The organism is Pseudomonas sp. R38(2017), from assembly GCF_002112395.1.
GTDB lineage: Bacteria > Pseudomonadota > Gammaproteobacteria > Pseudomonadales > Pseudomonadaceae > Aquipseudomonas.
The window spans coordinates 546,947-569,885 of sequence record NZ_NEHN01000006.1; the positions used below are offsets into that span (position 1 = coordinate 546,947).

Below are 22,939 nucleotides of genomic sequence, written 5' to 3' on the forward strand. Positions count from 1 at the left end.
TTGATGAGTAGTGATGTATGCCCGCAAATGTAGTGGTAATAGGCAGCCTGAACATGGACCTGGTCACCCGGGCGCCTCGTTTGCCTCGGGGTGGCGAGACACTGATCGGTCATTCGTTCGCCACTGTGTCGGGTGGCAAGGGTGCCAACCAGGCGGTGGCCGCTGCCCGGCTGGGGGCGCGAGTGTCGATGATCGGCTGCGTCGGCAATGACGACTATGGCGTGCAATTGCGCGAGGCATTGCTGGTCGAGCAGATCGATTGCCAGGCGGTCAGCGTGGTCGAGGACTCCAGTGGCGTAGCGCTGATTGTGGTCGATGACAACAGTCAGAACGCAATCGTCATCGTTGCCGGGGCCAACGGCTCGATGACGCCAGCGGTGATCGACCAATTCGACGCGGTGCTGCAGGCGGCGGATGTGATCATTTGTCAGCTGGAAGTTCCCGATGCCACCGTCGGTCATGCGCTCAAGCGCGGTCGCGAACTAGGCAAGACGGTCATCCTGAACCCGGCCCCGGCCAGCCATCCGCTGCCTGCAGACTGGTTTGCCTCCATCGATTACCTGATTCCCAATGAAAGCGAAGCTGCTGCCCTCAGCGGTTTACCGGTTGATTCGCTGGAAAGCGCTGAAAAAGCGGCTGCCCAGCTGATTTCCATGGGGGCGGGCAACGTGATCGTCACGCTGGGTGCTCAGGGGGCATTGTTCGCCAACGGCTCGGGTAGCCAGCATTTTCCTGCACCCAAAGTGAAAGCGGTCGATACCACGGCTGCCGGGGATACCTTCGTCGGCGGTTTCGCGGCGGCGCTGGCCGCTGGCAAAACTGAAGTCGAGGCCATTCGTTTTGGTCAGATAGCCGCGGCGCTGTCTGTTACTCGGGCGGGTGCCCAGCCGTCCATTCCCACTTCGTCCGACGTACAGGCGTTCAAACCCGCATGAAAAAGACTCCTTTGCTCAATGTCGCGCTGTCTCGGCTTATCGCCTCCCTTGGCCATGGCGACATGGTCGTGATCGGCGACGCCGGCTTGCCCGTGCCGCCGGGCGTCGAGTTGATCGACCTCACGCTGACCCACGGTATTCCGGATTTCGTCACCACCTTGAAGGTCGTGCTCAGCGAAATGCAGGTGGAGAGTCATGTGCTAGCCCAGGAAATCTTCGACAAACAACCCACTGCGCTGGCTTCGCTGGACGCATTGAATGAAGAAGGTGCAATCGGGCGACGCGATCTGCTCAGTCATGAGCAATTCAAGGTTCTCAGCCGACAGGCACGAGCGATTGTTCGTACAGGCGAATGTCAGCCGTACTGCAACATCGTGCTGGTGGCCGGGGTTACGTTTTAAAGGGGTTCAGTCCCTTTCAATTTCAAATGCACAAGGAATGCGCCATGCACCGCTATGCTCAAAAAATTCACCAACTGATCCGGAGCCTGCTGCTTTTGTCCGTGATAACCGCGACCGGCGCCCAGGCGGCGGAAAAGATCGATCTGATCATCGATACCGATCCGGGTGCCGATGATGTGGTGGCCCTGTTGTTTGCTCTGGCATCGCCGGAGGAACTGAATATTCGCGCGCTGACCACCGTGGCTGGCAACGTGCGTCTCGACAAGACCTCTCGCAACGCGCGACTGGCCCGTGAGTGGGCAGGGCGCGAAGAGGTGCCGGTCTACGCCGGCGCACCGAAACCGTTGATGCGTACACCGATCTACGCCGAGAACATCCATGGCAAGGAAGGCCTGTCGGGTGTCACCGTGCACGAACCGAAAAAAGGCCTGGCTGAAGGCAATGCGGTCAACTACCTGATCGACACCCTGAAAAAAGCCAAGCCGCATAGCATCACCATTGCCATGCTTGGGCCACAAACCAACCTGGCGCTAGCGCTGATCCAGGAGCCGGAAATCGTTCAGGGCATCAAGGAAGTGGTCATCATGGGCGGCGCCCATTTTAACGGCGGCAACATCACGCCGGTGGCTGAGTTCAACCTGTATGCCGATCCGCAAGCGGCTGAAGTCGTGCTCAAAAGCGGTGTGAAACTGACTTATCTGCCGCTGGATGTGACCCACAAGATCCTCACCAGCGATGCACGCCTGAAGCAGATCGCGGCGCTGAACAACAATGCGAGCAAGATTGTCGGCGATATCCTCAACGAGTACATCAAGGGCGATATGGAGCACTACGGCATTCCGGGTGGTCCGGTGCATGACGCCACGGTCGTGGCTTACCTGCTCAAGCCAGAACTGTTCACCGGCCGTTCGGTGAACGTGGTGGTTGATAGCCGTGAAGGTCCGACCTTCGGGCAGACCATCGTCGACTGGTATGACGGCCTGAAAGCCCCGAAAAATGCCTTCTGGGTGGAAAATGGTGATGCTCAAGGCTTTTTCGATCTGTTGACCGAACGCCTGAAACGTCTGAAGTAAGCAACAGGCCCGCAGGTGCGAACCCGCGGGCCTTTATTCTTTCTCGATGTCCGATGTGCCTTTGAAGTCATCCGGATACTTCTCGAACAGCTGGGCGATAAATGATTGCGCGGCTTGCGTTCCCAGTGTCTTGACCAGCAGGTCGATGCTGATCAATGCCAATTCCTCCGGGCTGCCCGGACTGTAAGAGCTGTGCCCTTGTGGCCAGTGGGCCTTGATGTCAGCTGAGATGCTTACGGTCGTCATCATGGGGCTCGGCAGGTCGCAGGATTTGAGTCTTGAGTTAACCACGTTGTCTGGCGTTTGGCACTGCGACTTAGGCATGAGCGCAGGGCTATGCGACACTTGGTCGTATCCGAAAAAACCAAGGACTGAGCTGTGCAGATCGATTTGAATTCCCCCGACGGCCTGACGCTGGACGCTGTGCGTCTGTTGCTGGCTTCAGCCAGTGACGACGAGCACACCCAGTTGCGCGTGACCAAGGGCGGCATCGCCTATATTTCTTCGGGTGTCACGGGTGGTCAGGATATCGACGGGCTGTCGTTTCGCCTGGAAACCTGGGCCAAGGGTTCGGGCTATGTGGGTAACGTTGCGGCGAGCGACGAGGTCTGGGTGATGCAGATATTCAACGCGCTCAAGGACAATTGGCCGAACCCGCCCTATGACTACATTGACGTCTACTGAGCACTGGTCATATTCAGTGACGATTGTGTAAGGAAGTATCAGGCGTTGCTGAGGCAAACTCGCCGTTTTTCTGATCGTGGGGCAGGGGCGTGACGCAGGTCATGAAACCAAACGCTGTATTGGCGGTCGCACGATGTTCGCTCAACTATTGAAAAAAGGAGGCTTCATGCCTTGGAAGCTCGCGTCACTGGGTACTCTGATGGCGGTTGCCATGCTGGCTGGCTGCACTACCACGTCCAGCGAGTCGCAGAAGGATCCCGTGGCGACCGAAACCGGTCACAGTCGTTGCGAGGCAACCGCTGCAGAGTTCGCCGTTGGCAAAAAGGCTTCGCCGGAATTGCTGGAGCAGGCGCGCAAAAAGGCCGGAGCGCAGAATGCCCGGTTCCTCAAGCCTGACGACATGATCACCCTTGAGTACCGGTCTGATCGGCTGAACCTCAATACCGACAATAATCTGCTGGTCACCCGGGCAAGCTGCGGCTGAGTTGTACAGACTTTTGTCACGCGTATAAAAAACCCCGTCACATGGACGGGGTTTTTTTAGTGCGCCGGGAAATTACTCTGGGCGAACTTGTGCAGCTTGCATACCCTTTTGGCCTTTCTCAGCCACGAAGGAAACGGTCTGGCCTTCTTTCAGGCTTTTGAAACCGTCAGATTCGATAGCTTTGAAGTGTACGAACAGGTCGTCACCGCCACCTTGAGGAGTGATGAAGCCGAAGCCTTTTTCATCGTTGAACCATTTAACGGTGCCGGTTTGGCGATTAGACATGGTGTATCTCCAAGAAACATATATTTTCAGTAGTACTGTGCTGCTCAGGCCAACTGGGCACACCGGGGTATCATAGTCGAAATGTTCGCTTTGGTAGCCCCCCGGACGTGCTGTTTGCTTTCATATTGCAGACGTCTCGACAGTTTGAATGTCTGTAACCCCCGGTTTCAGAGGCTTTCAGCCAATTCGGCGGGGTGTAAAAAAAGCTATAAAACCTGCATAAAATATCGGATTCAGGGGCATTCTGGCCGTTTTTCGCTCGCTGAATGCCCGTAAATCCGCTCGCCAGGGGCTATTTCTGCACTCGGCAAACCGAGATTTCCTTCAGTGCGCGCTGACCCAGCTCACCGCTGGGCGGGGTGTTCTTGTCCATCAGCTGAGAGATTTCCTGTGTGGTGAATTTCTTCTCCAGGACATCAGCTCCACAGGTGCAATGTTGTTTGGCTACGGTCGGATTGACGCTTTGGCTGGCCGCTTTTGTGCAGTCGTTCATGTATTGCTCTTTGACGCCTTTCGGCCATGCAGCCTGCGCGCTCAGCGGCAACAGCAGAACTAAAGGGACGACTGCGGCGAATAGGGTGTTCAGACGCATGCGAGGATGCTCCTTGTGGGTCGATGTCTTGTTATCTGATGGCTGAGTGGCCGATCAAGTTCATCACTCTGGCATAAAACTGACGATTTGCCTGCCGGTAAAACCAGAGTGCGTGTGTGACCGTTCATCTGTGCTAGCATGGCCGACTCGGGCGTTCGCAGGCTCCGGATGACCTTCAGTCCCGGTGGCGGCAGCGTACGAATACTCTGATTTGAATCCCAGTCACTCTGGTTCGGTTTTCCGGTTGGCCGCAAGGCTCCTGCCGCTGTAAGGCAGGCGTTCGTCATTGAATGGCCTGGATCGGATCTTGTACTGGCTCATCCCAACCCACGTGACCTTTGGTAGGGGTCACCACTAGGAGAGGAGGCGCCATGCCAACTATTACTCTTCCCGACGGCAGTCAACGTTCATTCGATCACCCGGTTTCCGTAGCCGAAGTCGCTGCCTCTATCGGTGCAGGCCTGGCCAAGGCCACCCTGGCCGGCAAGGTCAACGGCAAGCTGGTCGACGCCTGCGACATCATCGACAGCGACGCAACGCTGCAAATCATCACGCCAAAGGATGAAGAGGGGCTGGAAATCATTCGCCACTCTTGCGCTCACCTGGTTGGCCATGCGGTCAAGCAGCTGTACCCGACGGCCAAAATGGTCATCGGTCCGGTCATTGACGAAGGCTTCTATTACGACATCGCCTTCGAACGTCCTTTTACTCCGGACGACATGGCTGCCATCGAGCAGCGCATGCAACAGCTGATCGATACCGAATACGACGTCATCAAGAAAGTCACTCCGCGCGCCGAAGTGATCGAAGTCTTCAAGGCTCGCGGCGAAGATTACAAGCTGCGCCTTGTCGAGGACATGCCGAACGAGCAGGCCATGGGCCTGTACTATCACGAAGAATACGTCGACATGTGCCGCGGTCCGCACGTGCCGAACACTCGCTTCCTGAAATCCTTCAAGTTGACCAAGCTGTCCGGCGCCTACTGGCGCGGTGATGCCAAGAACGAGCAACTGCAGCGCGTTTACGGCACTGCTTGGGCTGACAAGAAGCAGCTGGCTGCATACATCCAGCGTATTGAAGAAGCTGAAAAACGCGATCACCGTAAGATCGGCAAGCGCCTGGGCCTGTTCCACACCCAGGAAGAAGCGCCGGGCATGGTGTTCTGGCACCCGAATGGCTGGACGTTGTACCAGGTACTCGAGCAGTACATGCGCAAGGTGCAGCGCGACAACGGCTATCTCGAAATCAAGACGCCGCAAGTCGTTGATCGCAGCCTGTGGGAGAAATCCGGGCACTGGGCCAACTACGCCGACAACATGTTCACCACTGAGTCGGAAAGCCGCGACTACGCCATCAAACCGATGAACTGCCCTTGCCACGTGCAGGTGTTCAACCAGGGCCTGAAGAGCTACCGCGAGCTGCCGATGCGCCTGGCCGAGTTCGGTGCCTGCCACCGTAACGAACCATCGGGTGCGCTGCACGGCATCATGCGTGTGCGTGCGTTCACTCAGGACGACGCCCACATCTTCTGCACTGAAGAGCAGATGCAGGCTGAATCCGCTGCGTTCATCAAGCTGACCATGGATGTTTACCGCGACTTCGGCTTCACCGACGTCGAGATGAAACTGTCCACTCGTCCGGAAAAACGCGTTGGCTCCGATGAGCTGTGGGATCGCGCCGAAGCGGCACTGGCTGCTGCACTTGACAGTGCTGGCCTGCCGTACGATCTGCAGCCGGGTGAGGGAGCGTTCTACGGTCCGAAAATCGAATTCTCGCTGAAAGATTGCCTCGGTCGCGTGTGGCAATGTGGTACTTTGCAGCTCGATTTCAACCTGCCAGTGCGTCTCGGCGCCGAATACGTCTCCGAAGACAACAGCCGCAAGCATCCGGTCATGTTGCACCGTGCGATCCTCGGTTCGTTCGAGCGTTTCGTCGGGATTCTGATCGAGCACTACGAAGGTGCATTCCCTGCGTGGCTGGCGCCAACCCAGGCAGTGATCATGAATATCACTGATAAACAGGCAGATTTTGTTGCTCAGGTCGAAAAAACTCTCAACGAAAGCGGGTTTCGTGCCAAGTCTGACTTGAGAAATGAAAAGATCGGCTTTAAAATCCGCGAGCATACTTTGCTCAAGGTTCCATATCTCTTGGTTATTGGGGATAAGGAAGTCGAGATGCAGACTGTCGCTGTGCGTACTCGTGAAGGTGCTGACCTGGGCTCGATGCCCGTCGCCCAGTTCGCTGAGTTTCTCGCGCAAGCGGTTTCCCGGCGTGGTCGCCCAGATTCGGAGTAATTATTATTAAGCGTGAAATGAGACAAGATAAACGAACTGCACCGAAAGCCCCGATCAACGAGAATATCTCGGCACGCGAGGTTCGGTTAATTGGCGCTGACGGCGAGCAGATTGGCATCGTCTCGATTGATGAAGCGCTTCGTATCGCTGAAGAAGCAAAGCTTGATCTGGTAGAAATCTCCGCAGACGCAGTCCCACCGGTTTGCCGTGTGATGGACTACGGCAAGTCGATCTTCGAAAAGAAGAAGCAGATTGCTGCGGCGAAGAAGAACCAGAAGCAGATTCAGGTAAAAGAAATCAAGTTTCGTCCAGGGACGGAGGAAGGGGATTACCAGGTAAAACTGCGCAACCTGGTACGTTTCCTGAGTGACGGGGACAGGGCCAAGGTATCCTTGCGATTCCGCGGCCGTGAGATGGCCCACCAGGAGCTGGGGATGGAACTCCTCAAGCGGGTTGAACAAGACCTGCTCGAGTACGGTTCGGTCGAACAGCATCCTAAGATGGAAGGACGCCAGCTGATCATGGTCATCGCCCCGAAAAAGAAGAAGTAATCAACAGGGCACGGCAGGCCTTCTGATTATGTTTATCAACTGAATGCGGAGTATCCGAACATGCCAAAGATGAAAACCAAAAGTGGTGCTGCTAAGCGGTTTCTGAAAACTGCTAACGGTATCAAGCACAAGCACGCTTTCAAGAGCCACATCCTGACCAAAATGTCGACCAAGCGTAAGCGTCAACTGCGCGGTAGCAGCTTGCTGCATCCGTCTGACGTGGCAAAAGTCGAGCGCATGCTGCGCCTTCGTTAATTTTTGGATCAAGAATAGAGGAAGTAACTCATGGCTCGTGTAAAGCGTGGCGTCATTGCCCGTAAACGTCACAAAAAAATTCTGAAACTTGCTAAAGGCTACTACGGCGCTCGCTCGCGCGTATTCCGTGTTGCCAAGCAAGCGGTAATCAAGGCAGGCCAATACGCCTACCGTGACCGTCGTCAGAAAAAACGTCAGTTCCGCGCTCTGTGGATCGCTCGTATCAACGCTGGTGCTCGTGTTAACGGTCTGTCCTACAGCCGTTTCATCGCTGGCCTGAAAAAAGCGTCCATCGAGATCGACCGTAAGGTTCTGGCTGATCTGGCAGTGAACGAAAAAGCGGTGTTTGCCGCGATTGTCGAGAAAGCTAAAGCCACCTTGGCTTAAGTACCCCCGACAGTCACCCGACCTCACCTCTGTGAGGGCAGGTGGTAAACGTCATAAATAGGGGAAGAGCCTTCAAGCTCTTCCCCTATTTTGTATCTGGAGTCTGTACATGGAAAACCTGGATGCGCTGGTCTCTCAAGCACTAGAGGCTGTGCAAAGCGCTGAAGATATCAATGCCCTGGAGCAAATCCGGGTTCAATACCTTGGCAAAAAGGGTGAATTGACTCAGGTGATGAAGACCCTGGGGAATTTGCCGGCAGAGGAGCGTCCGCAGGTCGGCGCCCTGATCAACGTTGCCAAGGAACGTGTCACAGGCGTTCTCAATGCGCGCATGGCTCTGTTTGAGGAAGCCGAACTGGCTGCCAAACTGTCCGCCGAGTCCATTGACGTAACCCTGCCGGGCCGTGGTCAGACCTCCGGTGGTCTGCATCCGGTAACCCGGACTCTGGAACGTATCGAACAGTTCTTCACCCATATCGGCTACGGCATTGCCGAAGGCCCTGAGGTCGAAGACGATTATCACAACTTCGAAGCGCTCAACATCCCAGGCCATCACCCGGCCCGGTCGATGCACGACACCTTCTATTTCAATGCGAACATGCTGTTGCGCACCCATACCTCACCGGTACAGGTCCGCACCATGGAATCGCAACAGCCGCCGATCCGCATCGTCTGCCCAGGCCGTGTGTATCGCAGCGACTCCGATATCACCCACTCGCCGATGTTCCACCAGGTCGAAGGCCTGCTGGTTGATCGCGATATCAACTTCGCCGACCTCAAAGGCACGATCGAAGAGTTCCTGCGAGTGTTCTTCGAAAAAGAACTGGCCGTGCGTTTCCGTCCTTCGTACTTCCCGTTCACCGAGCCTTCAGCTGAAGTCGACATGGAGTGCGTGATGTGCAGCGGTAAAGGCTGCCGCGTCTGCAAACAGACTGGCTGGCTGGAAGTGATGGGCTGCGGCATGGTTCACCCGAACGTGTTGCGCATGTCCGGGATCGATCCGGAAGAGTTCTCGGGCTTTGCCTTCGGCATGGGCGTTGAGCGTCTGGCCATGCTGCGTTACGGCGTGAACGACTTGCGTCTGTTCTTCGACAACGACTTGCGGTTCCTCGCGCAATTTCGCTAGTCGTAACGAATTCTTAGGAGAGCAGGATGAAATTCAGTGAACAATGGCTGCGTGGCTGGGTTAGCCCGCAGGTAAATCGCGACGAGCTGGTTGCCCGTCTGTCGATGGCCGGTCTTGAGGTCGATAGCGTTACGCCGGCCGCCGGTGCTTTCAGTGGCGTGGTGGTGGGCGAGGTGCTGAGCACCGAGCAGCACCCGGATGCCGACAAGTTGCGTGTGTGTCAGGTCAGCAATGGCGCGGAAACCTTCCAGGTCGTGTGCGGTGCACCAAACGTGCGTCCGGGCCTGAAGATTCCTTTCGCGATGATCGGTGCCGAGCTGCCGGGCGACTTCAAGATCAAGAAAGCCAAGCTGCGTGGTGTCGAGTCCAACGGCATGCTGTGCTCGCAAACCGAGCTGCAGGTCGGTGAGGGCAATGACGGTCTGATGGAGCTGCCGGCCGATGCGCCGGTGGGCGAAGATTTCCGCGTTTATCTGGATCTGGAAGACGCCAGCATCGAGGTCGACCTGACCCCGAACCGCGGCGACTGCCTGTCCCTGGCCGGTCTGGCGCGTGAAGTCGGCGCGTTGTACGACGCTCCGGTCACTCGTCCTGTGGTTCTCACGGTTCCTGCCGTACACGACGAAGTGCGCTCGGTCGAAGTGCTGGCGCCTGCCGCCTGCCCACGGTACCTGGGTCGTGTCATCCGCAACGTTGACCTGTCCAAGCCTACGCCGCTGTGGATGGTTGAGCGCCTGCGTCGTGCTGAAGTCCGCAGTATTGATGCCGCGGTCGATATCACCAACTACGTGATGCTCGAACTCGGTCAGCCGCTGCACGCTTTCGACCTCGCTGAAATCAACGGCGGCATTCGTGTACGCATGGCGGAAGAGGGCGAGAAGCTCGTTCTGCTCGACGGCCAGGAAGTCAGCCTGCGTAGCGATACGCTGGTGATCGCCGACCACACTCGCGCTCTGGCCATTGCCGGCGTGATGGGTGGTGAGCACAGTGGTGTATCCGCGACCACTCGCGACGTGTTCCTTGAAAGTGCATTCTTCGACCAGATCGCTGTGGCGGGCAAGGCTCGTTCCTATGGTCTGCACACTGATGCTTCGCACCGCTACGAGCGTGGCGTGGACTGGCAACTGGCCCGTGAAGCCATGGAGCGCGCCACTGGCCTGCTGCTGGAAATCACCGGTGGCGAAGCCGGCCCGATCATCGAAACCGTCAGCGAGCAGCACTTGCCGTCGATCGCGCCGATCACTCTGCGTGCTCAGCGCATCACCCAGATGCTGGGTATGGAAATGGATTCGGCCGAAGTCGAGCGTCTGCTCAACGCTTTGGGTCTGAAAGTTTCCGCCGAGGGAGCAGGGCAGTGGCGCGTAGAAGTGCCAAGCCATCGCTTCGATATCAGCCTGGAAGTCGATCTGATCGAAGAGCTGGCGCGTCTGTACGGTTACAACCGTTTGCCGGTTCGTTACCCGCAAGCTCGTCTGGCGCCGCAAGCCAAGGCTGAAGCGCGCAGCGATCTACCGGAGCTGCGTCGTCTGTTGGTTGCTCGTGGTTATCAGGAAGCGATCACCTATAGCTTCATCGATCCAAAGCAATTCGAGCTGTTCAATCCAGGTGTCGAGCCGCTGCTGTTGGCGAACCCGATCTCCAATGACATGGCCGCCATGCGTTCGTCGCTGTGGCCGGGCCTGGTCAAGGCGCTGCAGCACAACCTCAACCGTCAGCAGGATCGTGTCCGTCTGTTCGAGAGCGGTCTGCGCTTCGTCGGTCAGTTGGAAGGCCTGAAGCAAGAGCCGATGCTGGCCGGTGTTGTCTGCGGTAGCCGTCTGCCGGAGGGTTGGGCGCAAGGTCGTGATACCGTCGACTTCTTCGACGTCAAGGCTGACGTGGAAGCGGTGCTGGGTTTTGCCGGTGCGCTGGATTCGTTCACTTTCACTCCGGGCAAGCACCCAGCGCTCCACCCGGGTCAAACCGCGCGCATCGAGCGTGAAGGGCGTGAAGTCGGCTTTATCGGTGCGATTCACCCTGAACTGTCGAAATCCCTCGGTCTCGACCGTCCGGTCTTCGTATTCGAGCTGGTTCTGGCTGAAGTCGCTCTGGGTAAAATGCCGAAATTCCATGAGTTGTCGCGCTTTCCTGAAGTGCGTCGTGACCTGGCACTGATTGCGCACAAAGACGTTGCAGCCTCGGCTGTACTGGACGTAATCCGTGAAAATGCAGGCGAATGGCTGACAGACCTCAGGCTATTTGACGTGTATCAAGGTAAAGGTATTGATCCTGATAGAAAAAGCCTCGCAGTCGGCTTGACCTGGCAGCATCCATCGCGCACTCTTAATGACGATGAGGTGAATTCGACGACGCAAAATATCCTCACCTCGCTCGAACAAAGGTTGAACGCCACGTTAAGGAAGTGACGTATGGGGGCTTTGACGAAAGCTGAGATGGCGGAACGTCTGTATGAAGAGCTGGGCCTGAACAAGCGGGAAGCCAAGGAATTGGTTGAATTGTTTTTCGAGGAAATCAGGCACGCTCTTGAAGACAACGAGCAAGTCAAATTGTCGGGTTTCGGCAATTTCGACCTTCGGGACAAACGCCAGCGGCCTGGCCGCAACCCGAAAACGGGGGAAGAAATCCCGATCACGGCTCGCCGTGTGGTCACCTTTCGTCCAGGGCAGAAGTTGAAGGCCCGAGTTGAGGCTTATGCTGGAACCAAGTCATAACGACGAACTACCCGTCATCCCGGGCAAACGCTACTTCACCATTGGTGAAGTCAGCGAGCTGTGTGCGGTAAAACCGCACGTGCTGCGCTACTGGGAGCAGGAGTTTCCTCAGCTCAACCCCGTCAAACGCCGCGGAAACCGCCGGTATTATCAGCGCCAGGACGTGCTGATGATCCGGCAGATCCGCGCGCTCCTTTACGATCAGGGGTTCACCATCGGCGGCGCGCGCCTGCGTCTGTCCGGCGATGAAGCCAAAGACGACACCACCCAATACAAGCAAATGATCCGCCAGATGATCGCCGAGCTCGAAGATGTGTTGGTGGTGCTCAAGAAATAATTTCCTGCTTTTAAATACTTCCAGTTTTCAAAAGCTTGCGATATATTCTTGAGCGTTCTTCGAGGTGAAGAACGAGTTTCACGCCTAGTCGGGGCGTAGCGCAGTCCGGTAGCGCACTAGCATGGGGTGCTAGGGGTCGAGTGTTCGAATCACTCCGTCCCGACCATATAATTCAATGACTTAGCCCAACTTTAGTGAGTTGGGCTTTTTCATGCACAGTGACTTTTGCAGGGGATCCAGTTCTCCTCCTCATCGAAGGCAGACACTCAAGCCGATCATCCAGATCGGCTTTTTTGTACCCGCACAAAACTAGCCAGTGACTTCACTAACAGACACCCAGCGCCGCTCTTCAGCCGCGATCCGAATCGCCGTCGCCAGCCTCTCCACTTCAAACGCCTCCTCAAAATCAGTCCCGGTTTGCCCGTTCCCGGCCAACGCTACGATCAGTTCATGCACTTCCAGCGTCTTCAATTCGTTGTAACCCAACTGATGCCCCGGCGCCGGGCTGAATGCGGCGTAGCCGGGCAAGTCCGGTCCGGCCAGTAAACGCTGGAAGCCGCCTTGGCCGGCGCGACACAGGCGTAGCTCGTTCAGGCGCTCCTGATCGAACGCCAAGGTGCCTCGGGTGCCACTGATTTCGAAGCTCAGATGATTCTTGTAGCCATGCTTGAGCCAGCTGCTGCTGAAGGTGCCGCGCGCACCACTGGCAAAGCGCAATAGTGCGTGGGTCTGATCGTCGACTCCAATGCGGCGTTGTTCCTGACTGCCGGTTGTGGCCGGTCGTTGATCATGGACGGTCTGGGAATCGGCGCACACCGCTTCGACATCGCCCAGCAGGTAGCGCGCCATGGCGAGCAGGTGGCTGCCCAGATCCGCCAGTGCTCCACCGGCATGTTCGGGTTCACAGCGCCACGACCAGGGGGAGGCTGGATCGGCCATGAAGTCTTCGCTGAATTCACCTTGAAAACTGATGATCTCGCCGAGTTCGCCACTCAGCATCAGATCGCGTGCCAGGCCAATAATCGGGTTGTGCTGATAGTTGTAGCCGACCCGGGTGACGACGCCCGCATGCTTCGCCGCCACGTGCATCGCATGAGCTTGCTCAAGATTCACCGCCAGCGGCTTTTCGCAGTACACCGGCTTGCCAGCGGCAAGGGCGGCCATGGCCATCGGATAGTGCAGGTGATTGGGTGTGGTGATGGCGATCAGGTTGACCTTGGGGTCGTCGATCAATCTCTGCCAGTCGCCATGGGCCTGCTCGAAGCCCCAGGCGGTGGCGCAGGCTTTTGCGCGTGCGGGATCGGCGTCAGCCAAGGCGGCCAGGCGAAGGGTGAAGGGCAGTTCGAATGCCCCGCTGACATTGCGAAAGGCCAGGGCGTGGGCGCGCCCCATGAAGCCCGTGCCGATAAGGCCGATTCCGAGTTCACGCATGACAGGATCCTTTGAGTTCTTGTTTTCAGAGATCCTGGTTATAGAATAAATATTCCCGTCATTCAAATAATGGAATAAATATTTTGAATTGCCGTATTTGCTGGGATGGCGATCTGCTCAGTCTTCAAACCCGACCTGCTCGTGAATCTCGTCCACCTTCAACTCCAGTCGATAAGCCACAGCGATAAACAGTGCCTGGCACAGGCACAGGGTCGCACTCAAGGAGCGGAACGCGAACGAACTGCCTTCGTTGACCAGCAGCAAAGTGTTGGCGCGCTTGGCCAATGGCGAGAGATTGCTGTCAGTGATGATCAAGGTTTTCGCCTGATGGTGCTGGGCGATGCGCAGGCAGTGCTGGGTTTCCTTGCCGTACGGCGTGAAGCTGATGGCGATCACCAGATCATTGGCGCGCACGCTGCGCATCTGTTCGCGATAGCTGCCGCCGAGGCCCGAGACCAAATGGATGCGCTTGTTGGTGTGTTGCAGGTTGTAGACGAGATAATCGGCCACCGCGAACGAGCGGCGCACGCCGACCACGTAGATATTGTCGGCATTGACCACCAGGTCCACGGCCTTTTCGAAGGCCTGGTCATCGAGTTCCTGTCCCAGACGTTCGATGCCCGACAGGGTGGCGTCGATGCATTCGCGGGCCAGGTCGCCGCCGCTGGCTTTCTGCGACTTGTTGGCGATCATGCTGCGAATGCGCTGCTGGTAGTTCTGCACCGGCGTAGCTTTGTGGGTATACGCCTCGCGGAACAGCGCCTGCATTTCACTGAAACCGCTGAAACCGAAACGCTGGGAAAAACGCACGATGGCCGACGGGTGCACTTCGCACTCGCGGGCGATGTCGCTGATGCGGTCGACCATGATCCGATCACTCTGCTGGCTCATGTAACTGGCGATACGTTTGAGCTGGCGCGGAAGGCTTTCGTATTCAGTGGTAATGAGTTGTAGCAGACGCTCGGCATTGATCGGGGGGCTGGCAAGATCGCTCTCGGGCGTGCTCTCGGCGGTAGCCGGCTGATCGGTGCGGGACATAAATAATCCTTCTGGCTTGTTCTTATAGGGACGGTTGTACGTATCGTCCCCTGACAATAGGTTGGCTGTGCGCAGTCTACAGGCTCGGCCCGGACAAAATCTTGAGCTTGCGCCAGCAGGATGCCTGCTGAAACGATGCACTGTGTCTGGAGCGCCTGCACTGAAGTTTATTGGAAAAAATATTCCATGTGAAAAATAATTGGAATATTTATTGATTGTTCGATCCGGCTCGTTTTAGTCTGCATCCACCAAGAGTGCCCGGCGCGGTCACCGCGTCGGGCACAGGCTGATAAAAATAACAGGAGCCAGCATGGGCCAGACTCGTTTTGCCAGTGGACGTCAATTGGATCTGATTTGCCTCGGACGCCTTGGCGTCGACCTCTATGCGCAGCAAGTCGGGGCAAGGCTGGAGGATGTGAGCAGCTTCGCCAAATACCTTGGAGGCTCCTCCGCCAACATCGCGTTCGGCACCGCCCGGTTGGGGCTCAGGTCGGCGATGTTGAGCCGCACCGGCGACGATCACATGGGGCGTTTCCTGATTGAATCCCTGGCCCGTGAAGGTTGCGATGTCAGCGGCATCAAGGTCGATCCGCAGCGACTGACCGCCATGGTGCTGCTCGGTCTCAAGGATCGGGAAACCTTTCCCCTGGTCTTCTACCGTGAGAATTGCGCCGACATGGCGCTGCGGGCCGAAGACATCAGCGAAGCCTTTATCGCCTCCAGCAAAGCCTTGCTGATCACCGGCACTCATTTCTCCACCGACGGCGTCTACAAGGCGAGCACCCAGGCGCTGGACTACGCCGAAAAGCACAATGTCAAACGGGTGCTGGACATCGATTACCGCCCGGTCCTGTGGGGGGTCGCCGGTAAGGCGGACGGCGAAACCCGGTTCGTTGCCGATCAGAATGTCACTCAGCATGTGCAACAAATCCTCCCGCGCTTCGACCTTGTGGTCGGGACCGAAGAAGAGTTTCTGATGGCCGGCGGTTCCGAGGATTTGCTCACCGCCCTGCGCAATGTCCGGCGATTGAGCGCGGCAACCCTGGTGGTCAAGCTCGGACCGCAAGGTTGCACGGTGATTCACGGAGAGATTCCGGCGCGTCTTGAAGACGGCGCGATTTATCCCGGGGTGCGCGTTGAAGTGCTGAACGTACTGGGCGCCGGCGATGCGTTCATGTCGGGTTTCCTCAGCGGTTGGCTGGAGGACGCCAGCGACGAGCGTTGCTGCCAGTTGGCCAATGCCTGCGGGGGGCTGGTGGTGTCGCGCCATGCCTGCGCGCCGGCGATGCCGACCCGGGCCGAACTCGATTACCTGTTCAGCAGCCCGGTACCGATTACCCGGCCGGATCAGGACGCCACCCTGCAACGCCTGCATCAGGTCAGTGTGCCGCGCAAACAGTGGAAGCAACTGTTCATCTTTGCCTTCGACCATCGCGGGCAACTGGTGGAACTGGCCCAGAAGGGCGGACGCGACCTCGGCGCCATCGGTGAACTCAAGCAACTGTTTATCAAGGCCGTGGAGCGGGTCGAAAGTGATTTGCGCGAGCAGGGCATCGAAGCCGATGTCGGGCTGCTGGCGGATCAGCGTTTCGGTCAGGACTCGCTGAACGCCGCGACCGGTCGTGGCTGGTGGGTGGCGCGGCCGGTCGAGATGCAGGGCTCGCGGCCGCTGGCCTTCGAACACGGGCGCTCGATCGGCAGCAACCTGATCGCCTGGCCGCAGGAGCAAATCATCAAATGCCTGGTGCAATTCCACCCGGACGACGAACCGATGCTGCGCCTGGAGCAGGAAGCGCAGATCAAGGCGCTGTATCAAGCATCGCAGGTCAGCGGTCATGAACTGCTGCTGGAAATCATCCCGCCTAAGGATCACCCCTCAGCGCATCCCGACGTGTTGTATCGCGCGCTCAAGCGCCTCTACAACCTGGGCATCTATCCGGCGTGGTGGAAGATCGAAGCGCAGAGTGCCGAGCAATGGCAACAGCTCGACGAACTGATCCAGGCGCGCGATCCCTATTGCCGAGGTGTGGTGCTGCTGGGCCTGAATGCCCCGGCATCAGCATTGGCCGAAGGCTTCCAGCAGGCCAGTCAGAGCCAGACCTGCCGCGGGTTTGCCGTGGGCCGGACGATTTTCCAGGAGCCGAGCCGCGCCTGGCTGGCCGGGGAAATCGATGACGAGACGCTGATCCGCCAGGTACAGGGCACCTTCGTCGAACTGATCGATGCCTGGCGAACGGCCCGGGCCTGAGCCGCGGTTGAACATTCTAGAAATAACAATAAAAGGTGCAGCCATGCCCGCTATCCGAATTGGCATCAACCCGATTTCCTGGAGCAACGACGACCTGCCGTCCCTCGGCGGTGAAACACCGCTGAGCACCGCCCTCAGCGAAGGCAAGGCCATCGGTTATGAAGGCTTCGAACTCAACGGCAAGTTTCCCAAGGACGCCAAAGGCGTTGGTGATGTACTGCGTCCGTATGACCTGGCCCTAGTGTCCGGTTGGTATTCCAGTCGTTTGGCGCGGCGTTCGGTGGCCGAGGAAATCGACGCGATTGCCAGCCATGTCGAGCTGCTGGCGAAGAACGGCGCGAACGTGCTGGTTTACGGTGAAGTCGCCGATTCCATTCAGGGCCAGCGAATTCCGCTGGTCGAACGCCCGCGTTTTCACACCGAACAGGCGTGGCAACAATACGCCGACAAGCTGACCGAACTGGCACGCTTCACCCTGTCCCAGGGCGTGCGTCTGGCGTACCACCACCATATGGGCGCCTACGTCGAATCGCCGTCGGACATCGACACCCTGATGGCGTTGACCGGCAATGAAGTCGGGCTGCTGTTCGACTCGGGCCATTGCTACATGGGCGGCGGTGAACCCTTGCAGGTGCTGCGCAAACACCTGTCGCGCATCTGCCACGTGCATTTCAAGGACGTGCGCAAACCGGTGGTGCAACTGGCGCGCAACAATCTGTGGAGTTTCCCCGACTGCATCATCAACGGCACCTTCACCGTGCCGGGGGATGGTGACATCGACTTCGCCGAGTTGCTGGACGTGCTGCTGGCGGCCGATTACCACGGCTGGCTGGTGGTCGAGGCCGAGCAGGATCCGGCAGTGGCACCGAGTTATGTCTACGCGAAAAAAGGCTTCGACACCTTGCGTGCGCTGCTCGACGAGAGGGCTGCACGATGAGCCTGCTGGTCAAAAGCAATGCCCGTGGCCGGACCATGGTCGAGTTGGCTGAAGGTGAACTGCAATACGTGGGATTCGCCGCCTATCGCTTGAGCCTGGGTGAAACCTTGCCTGTCGCGGCGGGCGACAAAGAGTTGTGCCTGGTGCTGCTCAGCGGTCGGGTCGGCATCCACGGCGAAGCACCGGGGCAGGGTACGTTCAGCTGGGACAACATCGGTGATCGCCAGTCGGTGTTCGAAGATAAATCTCCGTTCGCCGCGTACCTGCCACCCGGCAGTCAGGCTCAAGTGGTGGCGTTGAGTGATGCGCAAGTGGCGGTCTGCGCCGCTCCCGGTTCGACCATCACGGACCTGGGCCCGCGCCTGATCAGACCTGAAACCATGAAGCGCAGCGTGCGCGGCAAGGGCGCCAACACCCGCTATGTCTGCGACATCCTGCCGGACAGCGAGCCGGCGCATTCGCTGCTGGTGGTGGAAGTGCGCACGCCGTCGGGGCATTCCTCGAGCTACCCGCCGCACAAACACGACACCGACGACCTGCCGCATCAGAGCTTCCTCGAAGAAACCTACTACCACCAGATCAACCCGCCCCAAGGCTTCGTGTTCCAGCGGGTCTACACCGACGACCGCAGCATCGATCAAGCCATGGCCGTGGAAAACAGCGACCTCGTCGTCGTGCCCAGGGGCTATCACCCGGTCAGCGTGCCGTATGGCTACGAGTCCTACTACCTGAACGTGATGGCCGGGCCGAAACGCGTCTGGCAGTTCCATAACGACCCGCAGCACAGCTGGCTGCTGGATCTCTGAATTCCAACTTTCGCACGGAGAACAAGAACAATGAGCGACGCCCCGGTCATAGGCCATTACCTCGACGGTCAGGTGCAGGACAACGGTAGCGAACGATTCAGCGATGTCTTCAATCCGGCCACCGGCTCTGTTCAGGCGCGGGTTGGGTTGGCCAGCCAGAAGACCGTGGACGCTGCCGTTGCTTCGGCGCTGAAGGCTTTCCCGGCGTGGTCCGAGCAATCGTCCCTGCGCCGTTCGCGGGTGATGTTCAAGTTCAAGGAATTGCTTGATCGTCATCACGACGAACTGGCCGAAATCATCAGCCGCGAACACGGCAAGGTGTTTTCCGACGCCAAGGGCGAAGTCACCCGAGGCATTGAAATCGTCGAGTACGCCTGTGGTGCGCCGAACCTGTTGAAAACCGAGTTCAGCGACAACATCGGCGGCGGCATCGACAACTGGAACCTGCGTCAGCCGCTCGGCGTCTGCGCCGGGGTCACGCCGTTCAATTTCCCGGTGATGGTGCCGTTGTGGATGATTCCGCTGGCGCTGGTCACCGGCAACTGCTTCATCCTCAAGCCGTCCGAGCGCGATCCGTCCGCCAGTTTGCTGATGGCTCGCCTGTTGACCGAAGCCGGTTTGCCGGACGGCGTGTTCAATGTGGTCCAGGGCGACAAGACGGCGGTCGACGCCTTGCTGCAGCACCCGGACATTGAGGCGATTTCTTTTGTCGGCTCAACGCCGATTGCCGAGTACATCCACCAGCAGGCCACCGCGCGCGGCAAGCGGGTGCAGGCGCTGGGCGGCGCGAAGAATCACATGATCGTCATGCCCGACGCGGATCTGGATCAAGCGGCGGATGCTTTGATCGGCGCCGCTTACGGATCGGCCGGTGAGCGCTGCATGGCGATTTCGATTGCAGTCGCGGTCGGCGAAGTCGGCGATCAATTGATCGCCAAACTGTTGCCGCGCATCGATCAGTTGAAAGTCGGCAACGGTCTGCAAGGCGATAACGACATGGGGCCGCTGGTCACCGCCGAACACAAGGCCAGGGTGGAAGGCTTTATCGATCAGGGCGTGGCCCAGGGCGCGCAGCTGATTGTCGACGGCCGCCGCTTCAAGGTGTCGGGGGCCGAGGCGGGCTTTTTCGTCGGCGCGACGCTGTTCGATCACGTCACCACCGACATGAGCATCTATCAACAGGAAATCTTCGGCCCGGTGCTGGGCATCGTGCGCGTGCCGGATTTCGCCAGTGCCGTGGCGTTGATCAACGCCCATGAATTCGGCAACGGCGTGTCGTGCTTCACCAGCGATGGCGGGATCGCCCGCGCCTTCGCCCGCGGCATCAAGGTCGGCATGGTCGGCATCAACGTGCCCATTCCGGTGCCCATGGCCTGGCACTCGTTCGGAGGCTGGAAGCGCTCGCTGTTCGGCGATCACCACGCCTACGGGGAAGAAGGCATTCGTTTCTACAGCCGCTACAAAAGCGTGATGCAGCGCTGGCCCGACAGCATTGCCAAGGGGCCGGAATTCAGCATGCCGACGGCCAAATAACTCATCTGCGCGGAGAACAACAAGAATGATTACTCCACTGCGTTTTGCCCTGAACCGAATGGTCGCTCCACGTTTGTCCCTGCCGGCGTTCATCGAGTTGGCGGTGACCCTCAAGGCCGACGCCATCGAGATCCGCAACGACCTCAAAGGCATCGAGATCGAGGACGGCACCGCACCCGAATATGTGCGTGAGTTGTGCGCGGCCAACGGCATCAGCGTGCTGTCGATCAACGCGTTGTATCCGTTTGATGTGTGGAACGACGAGCGCCGCGAGCAGGCCTTGAAGCTGGCGGCCTATGCCCGCGATTGTGGTGCGCGGGGGTTGGTGATGTGTCCGTTGAACGACCGCGCCGATCCGCGCGGCGTCGCCGAACGTTCGTCAGGCCTGCGCACCGCGTTGAGTGAGCTGGCGCCGATCCTGCGTGATCACGACCTGCTGGGTTTCATCGAGCCGCTGGGTTTCAAAGCCTGCTCGCTGCGCCGCAAACGCACGGCTGCGGAGGCGATCAAGGCCGTCGGCGGTCTGGATGTGTTCCGTCTGGTGCATGACACCTTTCACCACCACCTGGCCGCTGAACAGGAGTTTTTCCCCGAGCTGACCGGGCTGGTGCACATCTCCGGGGTCGAGGAAAACGAGGCGCCTCTGGCGGCCCTTGGCGATGGCCACCGGGTGCTGGTGGGCGCGGATGACATTCTCGGCAACGCGGCGCAAATCAACAGCCTGCTCGCTGGCGGCTACAGCGGCTATCTGTCGTTTGAACCGTTCGCCGACAGCGTCCATGGCCTGGCGGATATCCAGACGGCGATCGGCGCGAGCATGGACCACCTGAGCAAATCCCTGAGTTGACAGTGCCCCTTGCAGGGATCGGATCTGAATTTGAAAGGTGCGGTTATGACCACAACAAGATTGACCATGGCCCAGGCCCTGGTGAAATTTCTCGACAACCAGTACATCGAGGTCGATGGCGTTCAGAGCAAGTTCGTCGCCGGGATCTTTACCATTTTCGGCCACGGCAACGTGCTGGGTCTGGGGCAGGCGCTGGAGCAGGACAGCGGTGACCTGATCGTCCATCAGGGCCGCAACGAACAAGGCATGGCCCATGCGGCGATCGGTTTCGCCAAGCAGCATCTGCGGCGCAAGATCTACGCCTGTACCTCGTCCGTGGGGCCGGGCGCGGCGAACATGCTGACCGCTGCCGCCACCGCGACCGCCAACCGGATTCCCTTGCTGTTGTTGCCGGGCGATGTCTACGCCTGTCGTCAACCGGACCCGGTGTTGCAACAGATTGAGCAGTTCCACGACTTGAGCATCAGCACCAACGATGCGTTCAAGGCCGTGAGCAAATACTGGGATCGCATCAACCGTCCCGAGCAATTGATGACCGCGGCGATTCACGCCATGCGCGTGCTCACCGACCCCGCTGAAACTGGCGCCGTGACCCTGGCCTTGCCGCAGGATGTGCAGGCCGAGGCCTACGACTATCCCGATTATTTCCTGCAAAAACGTGTGCACCGGATCGAGCGTCGCCCGGCTACTGAAGCAATGCTCGGCGATGCCGTGGCGCTGTTCAAAGGCAAGCGCAAACCGCTGATCATCTGTGGCGGCGGCGTCAAATACTCGAGCGCCAACGCGGCGTTGCAGGCGTTTGCCGAGCGTTTCGATATTCCCTTCGCCGAGACCCAGGCCGGCAAGAGCGCGGTGGTGTCCAGCCATCCGCTGAACGTCGGCGGCATCGGCGAAACCGGTTGTCTGGCGGCAAACCTGCTGGCCAGGGAGGCGGATCTGATCATCGGGGTCGGCACCCGCTACAGCGATTTCACCACGGCGTCGAAATCCTTGTTCCAGCACCCTGACGTGCAGTTTCTCAACCTCAACATCAGCCCGTGCGATGCCCTGAAACTCGACGGCGTGCAACTGCTGGCGGATGCCCGAACAGGTTTGTCGGCGCTGGCCGAAGCGCTGGGCGACTACCGTTCCGCTTGGGGCGATCAGCCTCGTCAGGCTCGGGCGCAACTGGATGAGGAAGTGGATCGGCTGTATCAGATCGACTATCAGGCTCGGGATTTCATCCCGGAAATCAACGACCACCTCGATCCGGCGGTGTTGCGCGAATTCATCGAGTTGACCGGTTCCTGCCTGACCCAGAGCCGCGTGCTCGGCGTGCTCAATAACAGCCTCGCCGATGACGCGGTGATCGTCGCCGCCGCCGGCAGCCTGCCCGGTGACTTGCAACGCAGCTGGCGCAGCAAGGGGGTGAACACCTATCACGTCGAATATGGATATTCGTGCATGGGCTATGAGGTGAATGCCGCGCTGGGCGTGAAGCTCGCCGAGCCCGAGCGCGAGGTCTATGCGCTGGTGGGCGACGGCTCTTACATGATGCTGCACTCGGAACTCGCCACCTCGATCCAGGAGCGGCGCAAGATCAACGTGGTTCTGTTCGACAACATGACCTTCGGTTGCATCAACAACCTGCAGATGGGCAACGGCATGGACAGCTTCGCCACCGAGTTCCGGTTCCGCAACCCGCAGAGCGGCAAGCTCGACGGTGCTTTCGTGCCGGTGGATTTCGCCATGAGCGCGGCGGCTTACGGCTGCAAGACCTACAAGGTGAACACCGTTGAAGAGCTACAGGCGGCGCTGGCCGATGCGCGCTTGCAGACGGTCTCGACCCTGATCGACATCAAGGTTCTGCCCAAGACCATGATTCACGGTTACCTGTCGTGGTGGCGGGTCGGCGTGGCGCAAGTCTCCACCAGCGCCCGCACCGATGCGGTGGCCAAAACCCTGAACGAACGACTGGCCAAGGCCCGTCAGTACTGATTGCCCT

At 58.7% G+C, this 22,939-nt stretch carries 24 protein-coding genes and 1 tRNA gene; 20 read left to right on the top strand and 5 right to left on the bottom strand.

The annotated features are described in order from the left end of the window. The first annotated feature begins 17 nt into the window (after positions 1–17). The 3 genes from rbsK to CAF87_RS18445 are packed head-to-tail and all read left to right on the top strand — an operon-like array spanning position 18 to position 2,409. Positions 18–935 (top strand): ribokinase, encoded by a 918-nt coding sequence (gene rbsK / locus CAF87_RS18435; RefSeq protein WP_085732498.1) that lies wholly within the window; start codon positions 18–20, stop codon positions 933–935. Then, positions 932–1,336 (top strand): D-ribose pyranase, encoded by a 405-nt coding sequence (rbsD, locus tag CAF87_RS18440; protein WP_085732499.1) that lies wholly within the window; start codon positions 932–934, stop codon positions 1,334–1,336. The genes rbsK and rbsD overlap by 4 nt, the downstream gene beginning before the upstream one ends. 44 nt (positions 1,337–1,380) lie before the next feature. Continuing rightward, a complete protein-coding gene (locus CAF87_RS18445) occupies positions 1,381–2,409 on the top strand; it encodes a nucleoside hydrolase (RefSeq protein ID WP_085732500.1) in 1,029 nt (342 codons plus the stop codon). A gap of 33 nt (positions 2,410–2,442) precedes the next feature. Here CAF87_RS18445 and CAF87_RS18450 read toward each other — a convergent pair whose 3' ends face one another. Next, positions 2,443–2,655: a hypothetical protein gene (locus tag CAF87_RS18450; RefSeq protein WP_085712027.1), complete on the bottom strand. Its 213-nt coding sequence runs from the start codon at positions 2,653–2,655 to the stop codon at positions 2,443–2,445. A gap of 132 nt (positions 2,656–2,787) precedes the next feature. On the opposite strand from CAF87_RS18450, the gene CAF87_RS18455 reads away from it, so the two are divergent. Together CAF87_RS18455 and CAF87_RS18460 are read left to right on the top strand one after the other, a co-directional pair. After that, positions 2,788–3,093, top strand: a complete 306-nt coding sequence (locus CAF87_RS18455; protein WP_085732501.1) for a hypothetical protein — start codon at positions 2,788–2,790, stop codon at positions 3,091–3,093. A 166-nt stretch (positions 3,094–3,259) separates the two neighbouring features. After that, the gene (locus CAF87_RS18460) at positions 3,260–3,577 is read left to right on the top strand and encodes an I78 family peptidase inhibitor (protein WP_085732502.1); all 318 of its coding nucleotides are present in this window, start codon (positions 3,260–3,262) and stop codon (positions 3,575–3,577) included. Between the two features lie 72 nt (positions 3,578–3,649). Here CAF87_RS18460 and CAF87_RS18465 read toward each other — a convergent pair whose 3' ends face one another. Both CAF87_RS18465 and CAF87_RS18470 read right to left on the bottom strand, forming a co-directional pair. Beyond that, a complete protein-coding gene (locus CAF87_RS18465) occupies positions 3,650–3,862 on the bottom strand; it encodes a cold-shock protein (RefSeq protein WP_003179963.1) in 213 nt (70 codons plus the stop codon). A 292-nt stretch (positions 3,863–4,154) separates the two neighbouring features. Next, on the bottom strand, positions 4,155–4,454 hold the full coding sequence (locus CAF87_RS18470) for a hypothetical protein (protein WP_085712030.1): 300 nt from the start codon (positions 4,452–4,454) through the stop codon (positions 4,155–4,157). A gap of 371 nt (positions 4,455–4,825) precedes the next feature. Here CAF87_RS18470 and thrS point away from each other — a divergent pair, with 371 nt between their 5' ends. From thrS to CAF87_RS18515, 9 genes are all read left to right on the top strand, one after another. Further along, positions 4,826–6,748, top strand: a complete 1,923-nt coding sequence (gene thrS / locus CAF87_RS18475; protein WP_085732503.1) for a threonine--tRNA ligase — start codon at positions 4,826–4,828, stop codon at positions 6,746–6,748. Beyond that, positions 6,748–7,299: a translation initiation factor IF-3 gene (infC, locus tag CAF87_RS18480; RefSeq protein ID WP_170929631.1), complete on the top strand. Its 552-nt coding sequence runs from the start codon at positions 6,748–6,750 to the stop codon at positions 7,297–7,299. The genes thrS and infC overlap by 1 nt, the downstream gene beginning before the upstream one ends. A 60-nt stretch (positions 7,300–7,359) precedes the next feature. Next, positions 7,360–7,554: a 50S ribosomal protein L35 gene (rpmI, locus tag CAF87_RS18485; RefSeq protein ID WP_002553160.1), complete on the top strand. Its 195-nt coding sequence runs from the start codon at positions 7,360–7,362 to the stop codon at positions 7,552–7,554. A gap of 30 nt (positions 7,555–7,584) precedes the next feature. After that, positions 7,585–7,941, top strand: a complete 357-nt coding sequence (gene rplT / locus CAF87_RS18490; RefSeq protein WP_007913489.1) for a 50S ribosomal protein L20 — start codon at positions 7,585–7,587, stop codon at positions 7,939–7,941. Positions 7,942–8,050: 109 nt separating this feature from the next. After that, positions 8,051–9,067 carry a phenylalanine--tRNA ligase subunit alpha gene (pheS, locus tag CAF87_RS18495; protein WP_085732504.1) on the top strand — a complete coding sequence of 339 codons (1,017 nt, stop codon included), beginning with the start codon at positions 8,051–8,053 and terminating at the stop codon, positions 9,065–9,067. A gap of 26 nt (positions 9,068–9,093) precedes the next feature. After that, positions 9,094–11,472, top strand: a complete 2,379-nt coding sequence (gene pheT / locus CAF87_RS18500; protein WP_085732505.1) for a phenylalanine--tRNA ligase subunit beta — start codon at positions 9,094–9,096, stop codon at positions 11,470–11,472. A 3-nt stretch (positions 11,473–11,475) separates the two neighbouring features. After that, positions 11,476–11,778, top strand: a complete 303-nt coding sequence (gene ihfA / locus CAF87_RS18505) for an integration host factor subunit alpha (protein WP_002553164.1) — start codon at positions 11,476–11,478, stop codon at positions 11,776–11,778. Beyond that, positions 11,759–12,115: a MerR family transcriptional regulator gene (locus CAF87_RS18510; protein ID WP_003179985.1), complete on the top strand. Its 357-nt coding sequence runs from the start codon at positions 11,759–11,761 to the stop codon at positions 12,113–12,115. The genes ihfA and CAF87_RS18510 overlap by 20 nt, the downstream gene beginning before the upstream one ends. A gap of 89 nt (positions 12,116–12,204) precedes the next feature. Further along, positions 12,205–12,281 (top strand) — tRNA-Pro (locus tag CAF87_RS18515). Between the two features lie 143 nt (positions 12,282–12,424). On the opposite strand, the gene CAF87_RS18520 is transcribed toward CAF87_RS18515, so the two are convergent. Together CAF87_RS18520 and CAF87_RS18525 are read right to left on the bottom strand one after the other, a co-directional pair. Further along, positions 12,425–13,546 (bottom strand): Gfo/Idh/MocA family protein, encoded by a 1,122-nt coding sequence (locus CAF87_RS18520; protein ID WP_085732506.1) that lies wholly within the window; start codon positions 13,544–13,546, stop codon positions 12,425–12,427. Positions 13,547–13,663: 117 nt separating this feature from the next. Next, positions 13,664–14,584, bottom strand: a complete 921-nt coding sequence (locus CAF87_RS18525) for a MurR/RpiR family transcriptional regulator (protein WP_085607793.1) — start codon at positions 14,582–14,584, stop codon at positions 13,664–13,666. Between the two features lie 310 nt (positions 14,585–14,894). On the opposite strand from CAF87_RS18525, the gene iolC reads away from it, so the two are divergent. The 6 genes from iolC to iolD are packed head-to-tail and all read left to right on the top strand — an operon-like array spanning position 14,895 to position 22,932. Next, entirely contained in the window at positions 14,895–16,832 is a 1,938-nt protein-coding gene (iolC, locus tag CAF87_RS18530; protein ID WP_085732507.1) for a 5-dehydro-2-deoxygluconokinase, read from the top strand. 43 nt (positions 16,833–16,875) lie between these two features. Continuing rightward, entirely contained in the window at positions 16,876–17,769 is an 894-nt protein-coding gene (iolE, locus tag CAF87_RS18535) for a myo-inosose-2 dehydratase (protein WP_085732508.1), read from the top strand. Further along, entirely contained in the window at positions 17,766–18,575 is an 810-nt protein-coding gene (gene iolB / locus CAF87_RS18540; RefSeq protein ID WP_085732509.1) for a 5-deoxy-glucuronate isomerase, read from the top strand. Before iolE ends, iolB begins: the two co-directional genes overlap by 4 nt. Positions 18,576–18,605: 30 nt before the next feature. Then, the gene (locus tag CAF87_RS18545; RefSeq protein WP_085732510.1) at positions 18,606–20,108 is read left to right on the top strand and encodes a CoA-acylating methylmalonate-semialdehyde dehydrogenase; all 1,503 of its coding nucleotides are present in this window, start codon (positions 18,606–18,608) and stop codon (positions 20,106–20,108) included. Positions 20,109–20,133: 25 nt separating this feature from the next. Beyond that, entirely contained in the window at positions 20,134–20,955 is an 822-nt protein-coding gene (locus tag CAF87_RS18550) for a TIM barrel protein (RefSeq protein ID WP_085732511.1), read from the top strand. A gap of 45 nt (positions 20,956–21,000) precedes the next feature. After that, a complete protein-coding gene (gene iolD, locus CAF87_RS18555; RefSeq protein WP_085732512.1) occupies positions 21,001–22,932 on the top strand; it encodes a 3D-(3,5/4)-trihydroxycyclohexane-1,2-dione acylhydrolase (decyclizing) in 1,932 nt (643 codons plus the stop codon). Positions 22,933–22,939 lie beyond the last annotated feature (7 nt).

What these genes read in the sequence shown, in the direction of transcription:
- rbsK (WP_085732498.1), top strand. Translation starts at nt 18, where the DNA reads ATGCCCGCAAATGTAGTGGTAATAGGCAGCCTGAACATGGACCTGGTC.
- rbsD (WP_085732499.1), top strand. Translation starts at nt 932, where the DNA reads ATGAAAAAGACTCCTTTGCTCAATGTCGCGCTGTCTCGGCTTATCGCC.
- CAF87_RS18445 (WP_085732500.1), top strand. Translation starts at nt 1,381, where the DNA reads ATGCACCGCTATGCTCAAAAAATTCACCAACTGATCCGGAGCCTGCTG.
- CAF87_RS18450 (WP_085712027.1), bottom strand. Translation starts at nt 2,655, where the DNA reads ATGACGACCGTAAGCATCTCAGCTGACATCAAGGCCCACTGGCCACAA.
- CAF87_RS18460 (WP_085732502.1), top strand. Translation starts at nt 3,260, where the DNA reads ATGCCTTGGAAGCTCGCGTCACTGGGTACTCTGATGGCGGTTGCCATG.
- CAF87_RS18465 (WP_003179963.1), bottom strand. Translation starts at nt 3,862, where the DNA reads ATGTCTAATCGCCAAACCGGCACCGTTAAATGGTTCAACGATGAAAAA.
- CAF87_RS18470 (WP_085712030.1), bottom strand. Translation starts at nt 4,454, where the DNA reads ATGCGTCTGAACACCCTATTCGCCGCAGTCGTCCCTTTAGTTCTGCTG.
- thrS (WP_085732503.1), top strand. Translation starts at nt 4,826, where the DNA reads ATGCCAACTATTACTCTTCCCGACGGCAGTCAACGTTCATTCGATCAC.
- rpmI (WP_002553160.1), top strand. Translation starts at nt 7,360, where the DNA reads ATGCCAAAGATGAAAACCAAAAGTGGTGCTGCTAAGCGGTTTCTGAAA.
- rplT (WP_007913489.1), top strand. Translation starts at nt 7,585, where the DNA reads ATGGCTCGTGTAAAGCGTGGCGTCATTGCCCGTAAACGTCACAAAAAA.
- pheS (WP_085732504.1), top strand. Translation starts at nt 8,051, where the DNA reads ATGGAAAACCTGGATGCGCTGGTCTCTCAAGCACTAGAGGCTGTGCAA.
- pheT (WP_085732505.1), top strand. Translation starts at nt 9,094, where the DNA reads ATGAAATTCAGTGAACAATGGCTGCGTGGCTGGGTTAGCCCGCAGGTA.
- ihfA (WP_002553164.1), top strand. Translation starts at nt 11,476, where the DNA reads ATGGGGGCTTTGACGAAAGCTGAGATGGCGGAACGTCTGTATGAAGAG.
- CAF87_RS18510 (WP_003179985.1), top strand. Translation starts at nt 11,759, where the DNA reads ATGCTGGAACCAAGTCATAACGACGAACTACCCGTCATCCCGGGCAAA.
- CAF87_RS18520 (WP_085732506.1), bottom strand. Translation starts at nt 13,546, where the DNA reads ATGCGTGAACTCGGAATCGGCCTTATCGGCACGGGCTTCATGGGGCGC.
- CAF87_RS18525 (WP_085607793.1), bottom strand. Translation starts at nt 14,584, where the DNA reads ATGTCCCGCACCGATCAGCCGGCTACCGCCGAGAGCACGCCCGAGAGC.
- iolC (WP_085732507.1), top strand. Translation starts at nt 14,895, where the DNA reads ATGGGCCAGACTCGTTTTGCCAGTGGACGTCAATTGGATCTGATTTGC.
- iolE (WP_085732508.1), top strand. Translation starts at nt 16,876, where the DNA reads ATGCCCGCTATCCGAATTGGCATCAACCCGATTTCCTGGAGCAACGAC.
- iolB (WP_085732509.1), top strand. Translation starts at nt 17,766, where the DNA reads ATGAGCCTGCTGGTCAAAAGCAATGCCCGTGGCCGGACCATGGTCGAG.
- CAF87_RS18545 (WP_085732510.1), top strand. Translation starts at nt 18,606, where the DNA reads ATGAGCGACGCCCCGGTCATAGGCCATTACCTCGACGGTCAGGTGCAG.
- CAF87_RS18550 (WP_085732511.1), top strand. Translation starts at nt 20,134, where the DNA reads ATGATTACTCCACTGCGTTTTGCCCTGAACCGAATGGTCGCTCCACGT.
- iolD (WP_085732512.1), top strand. Translation starts at nt 21,001, where the DNA reads ATGACCACAACAAGATTGACCATGGCCCAGGCCCTGGTGAAATTTCTC.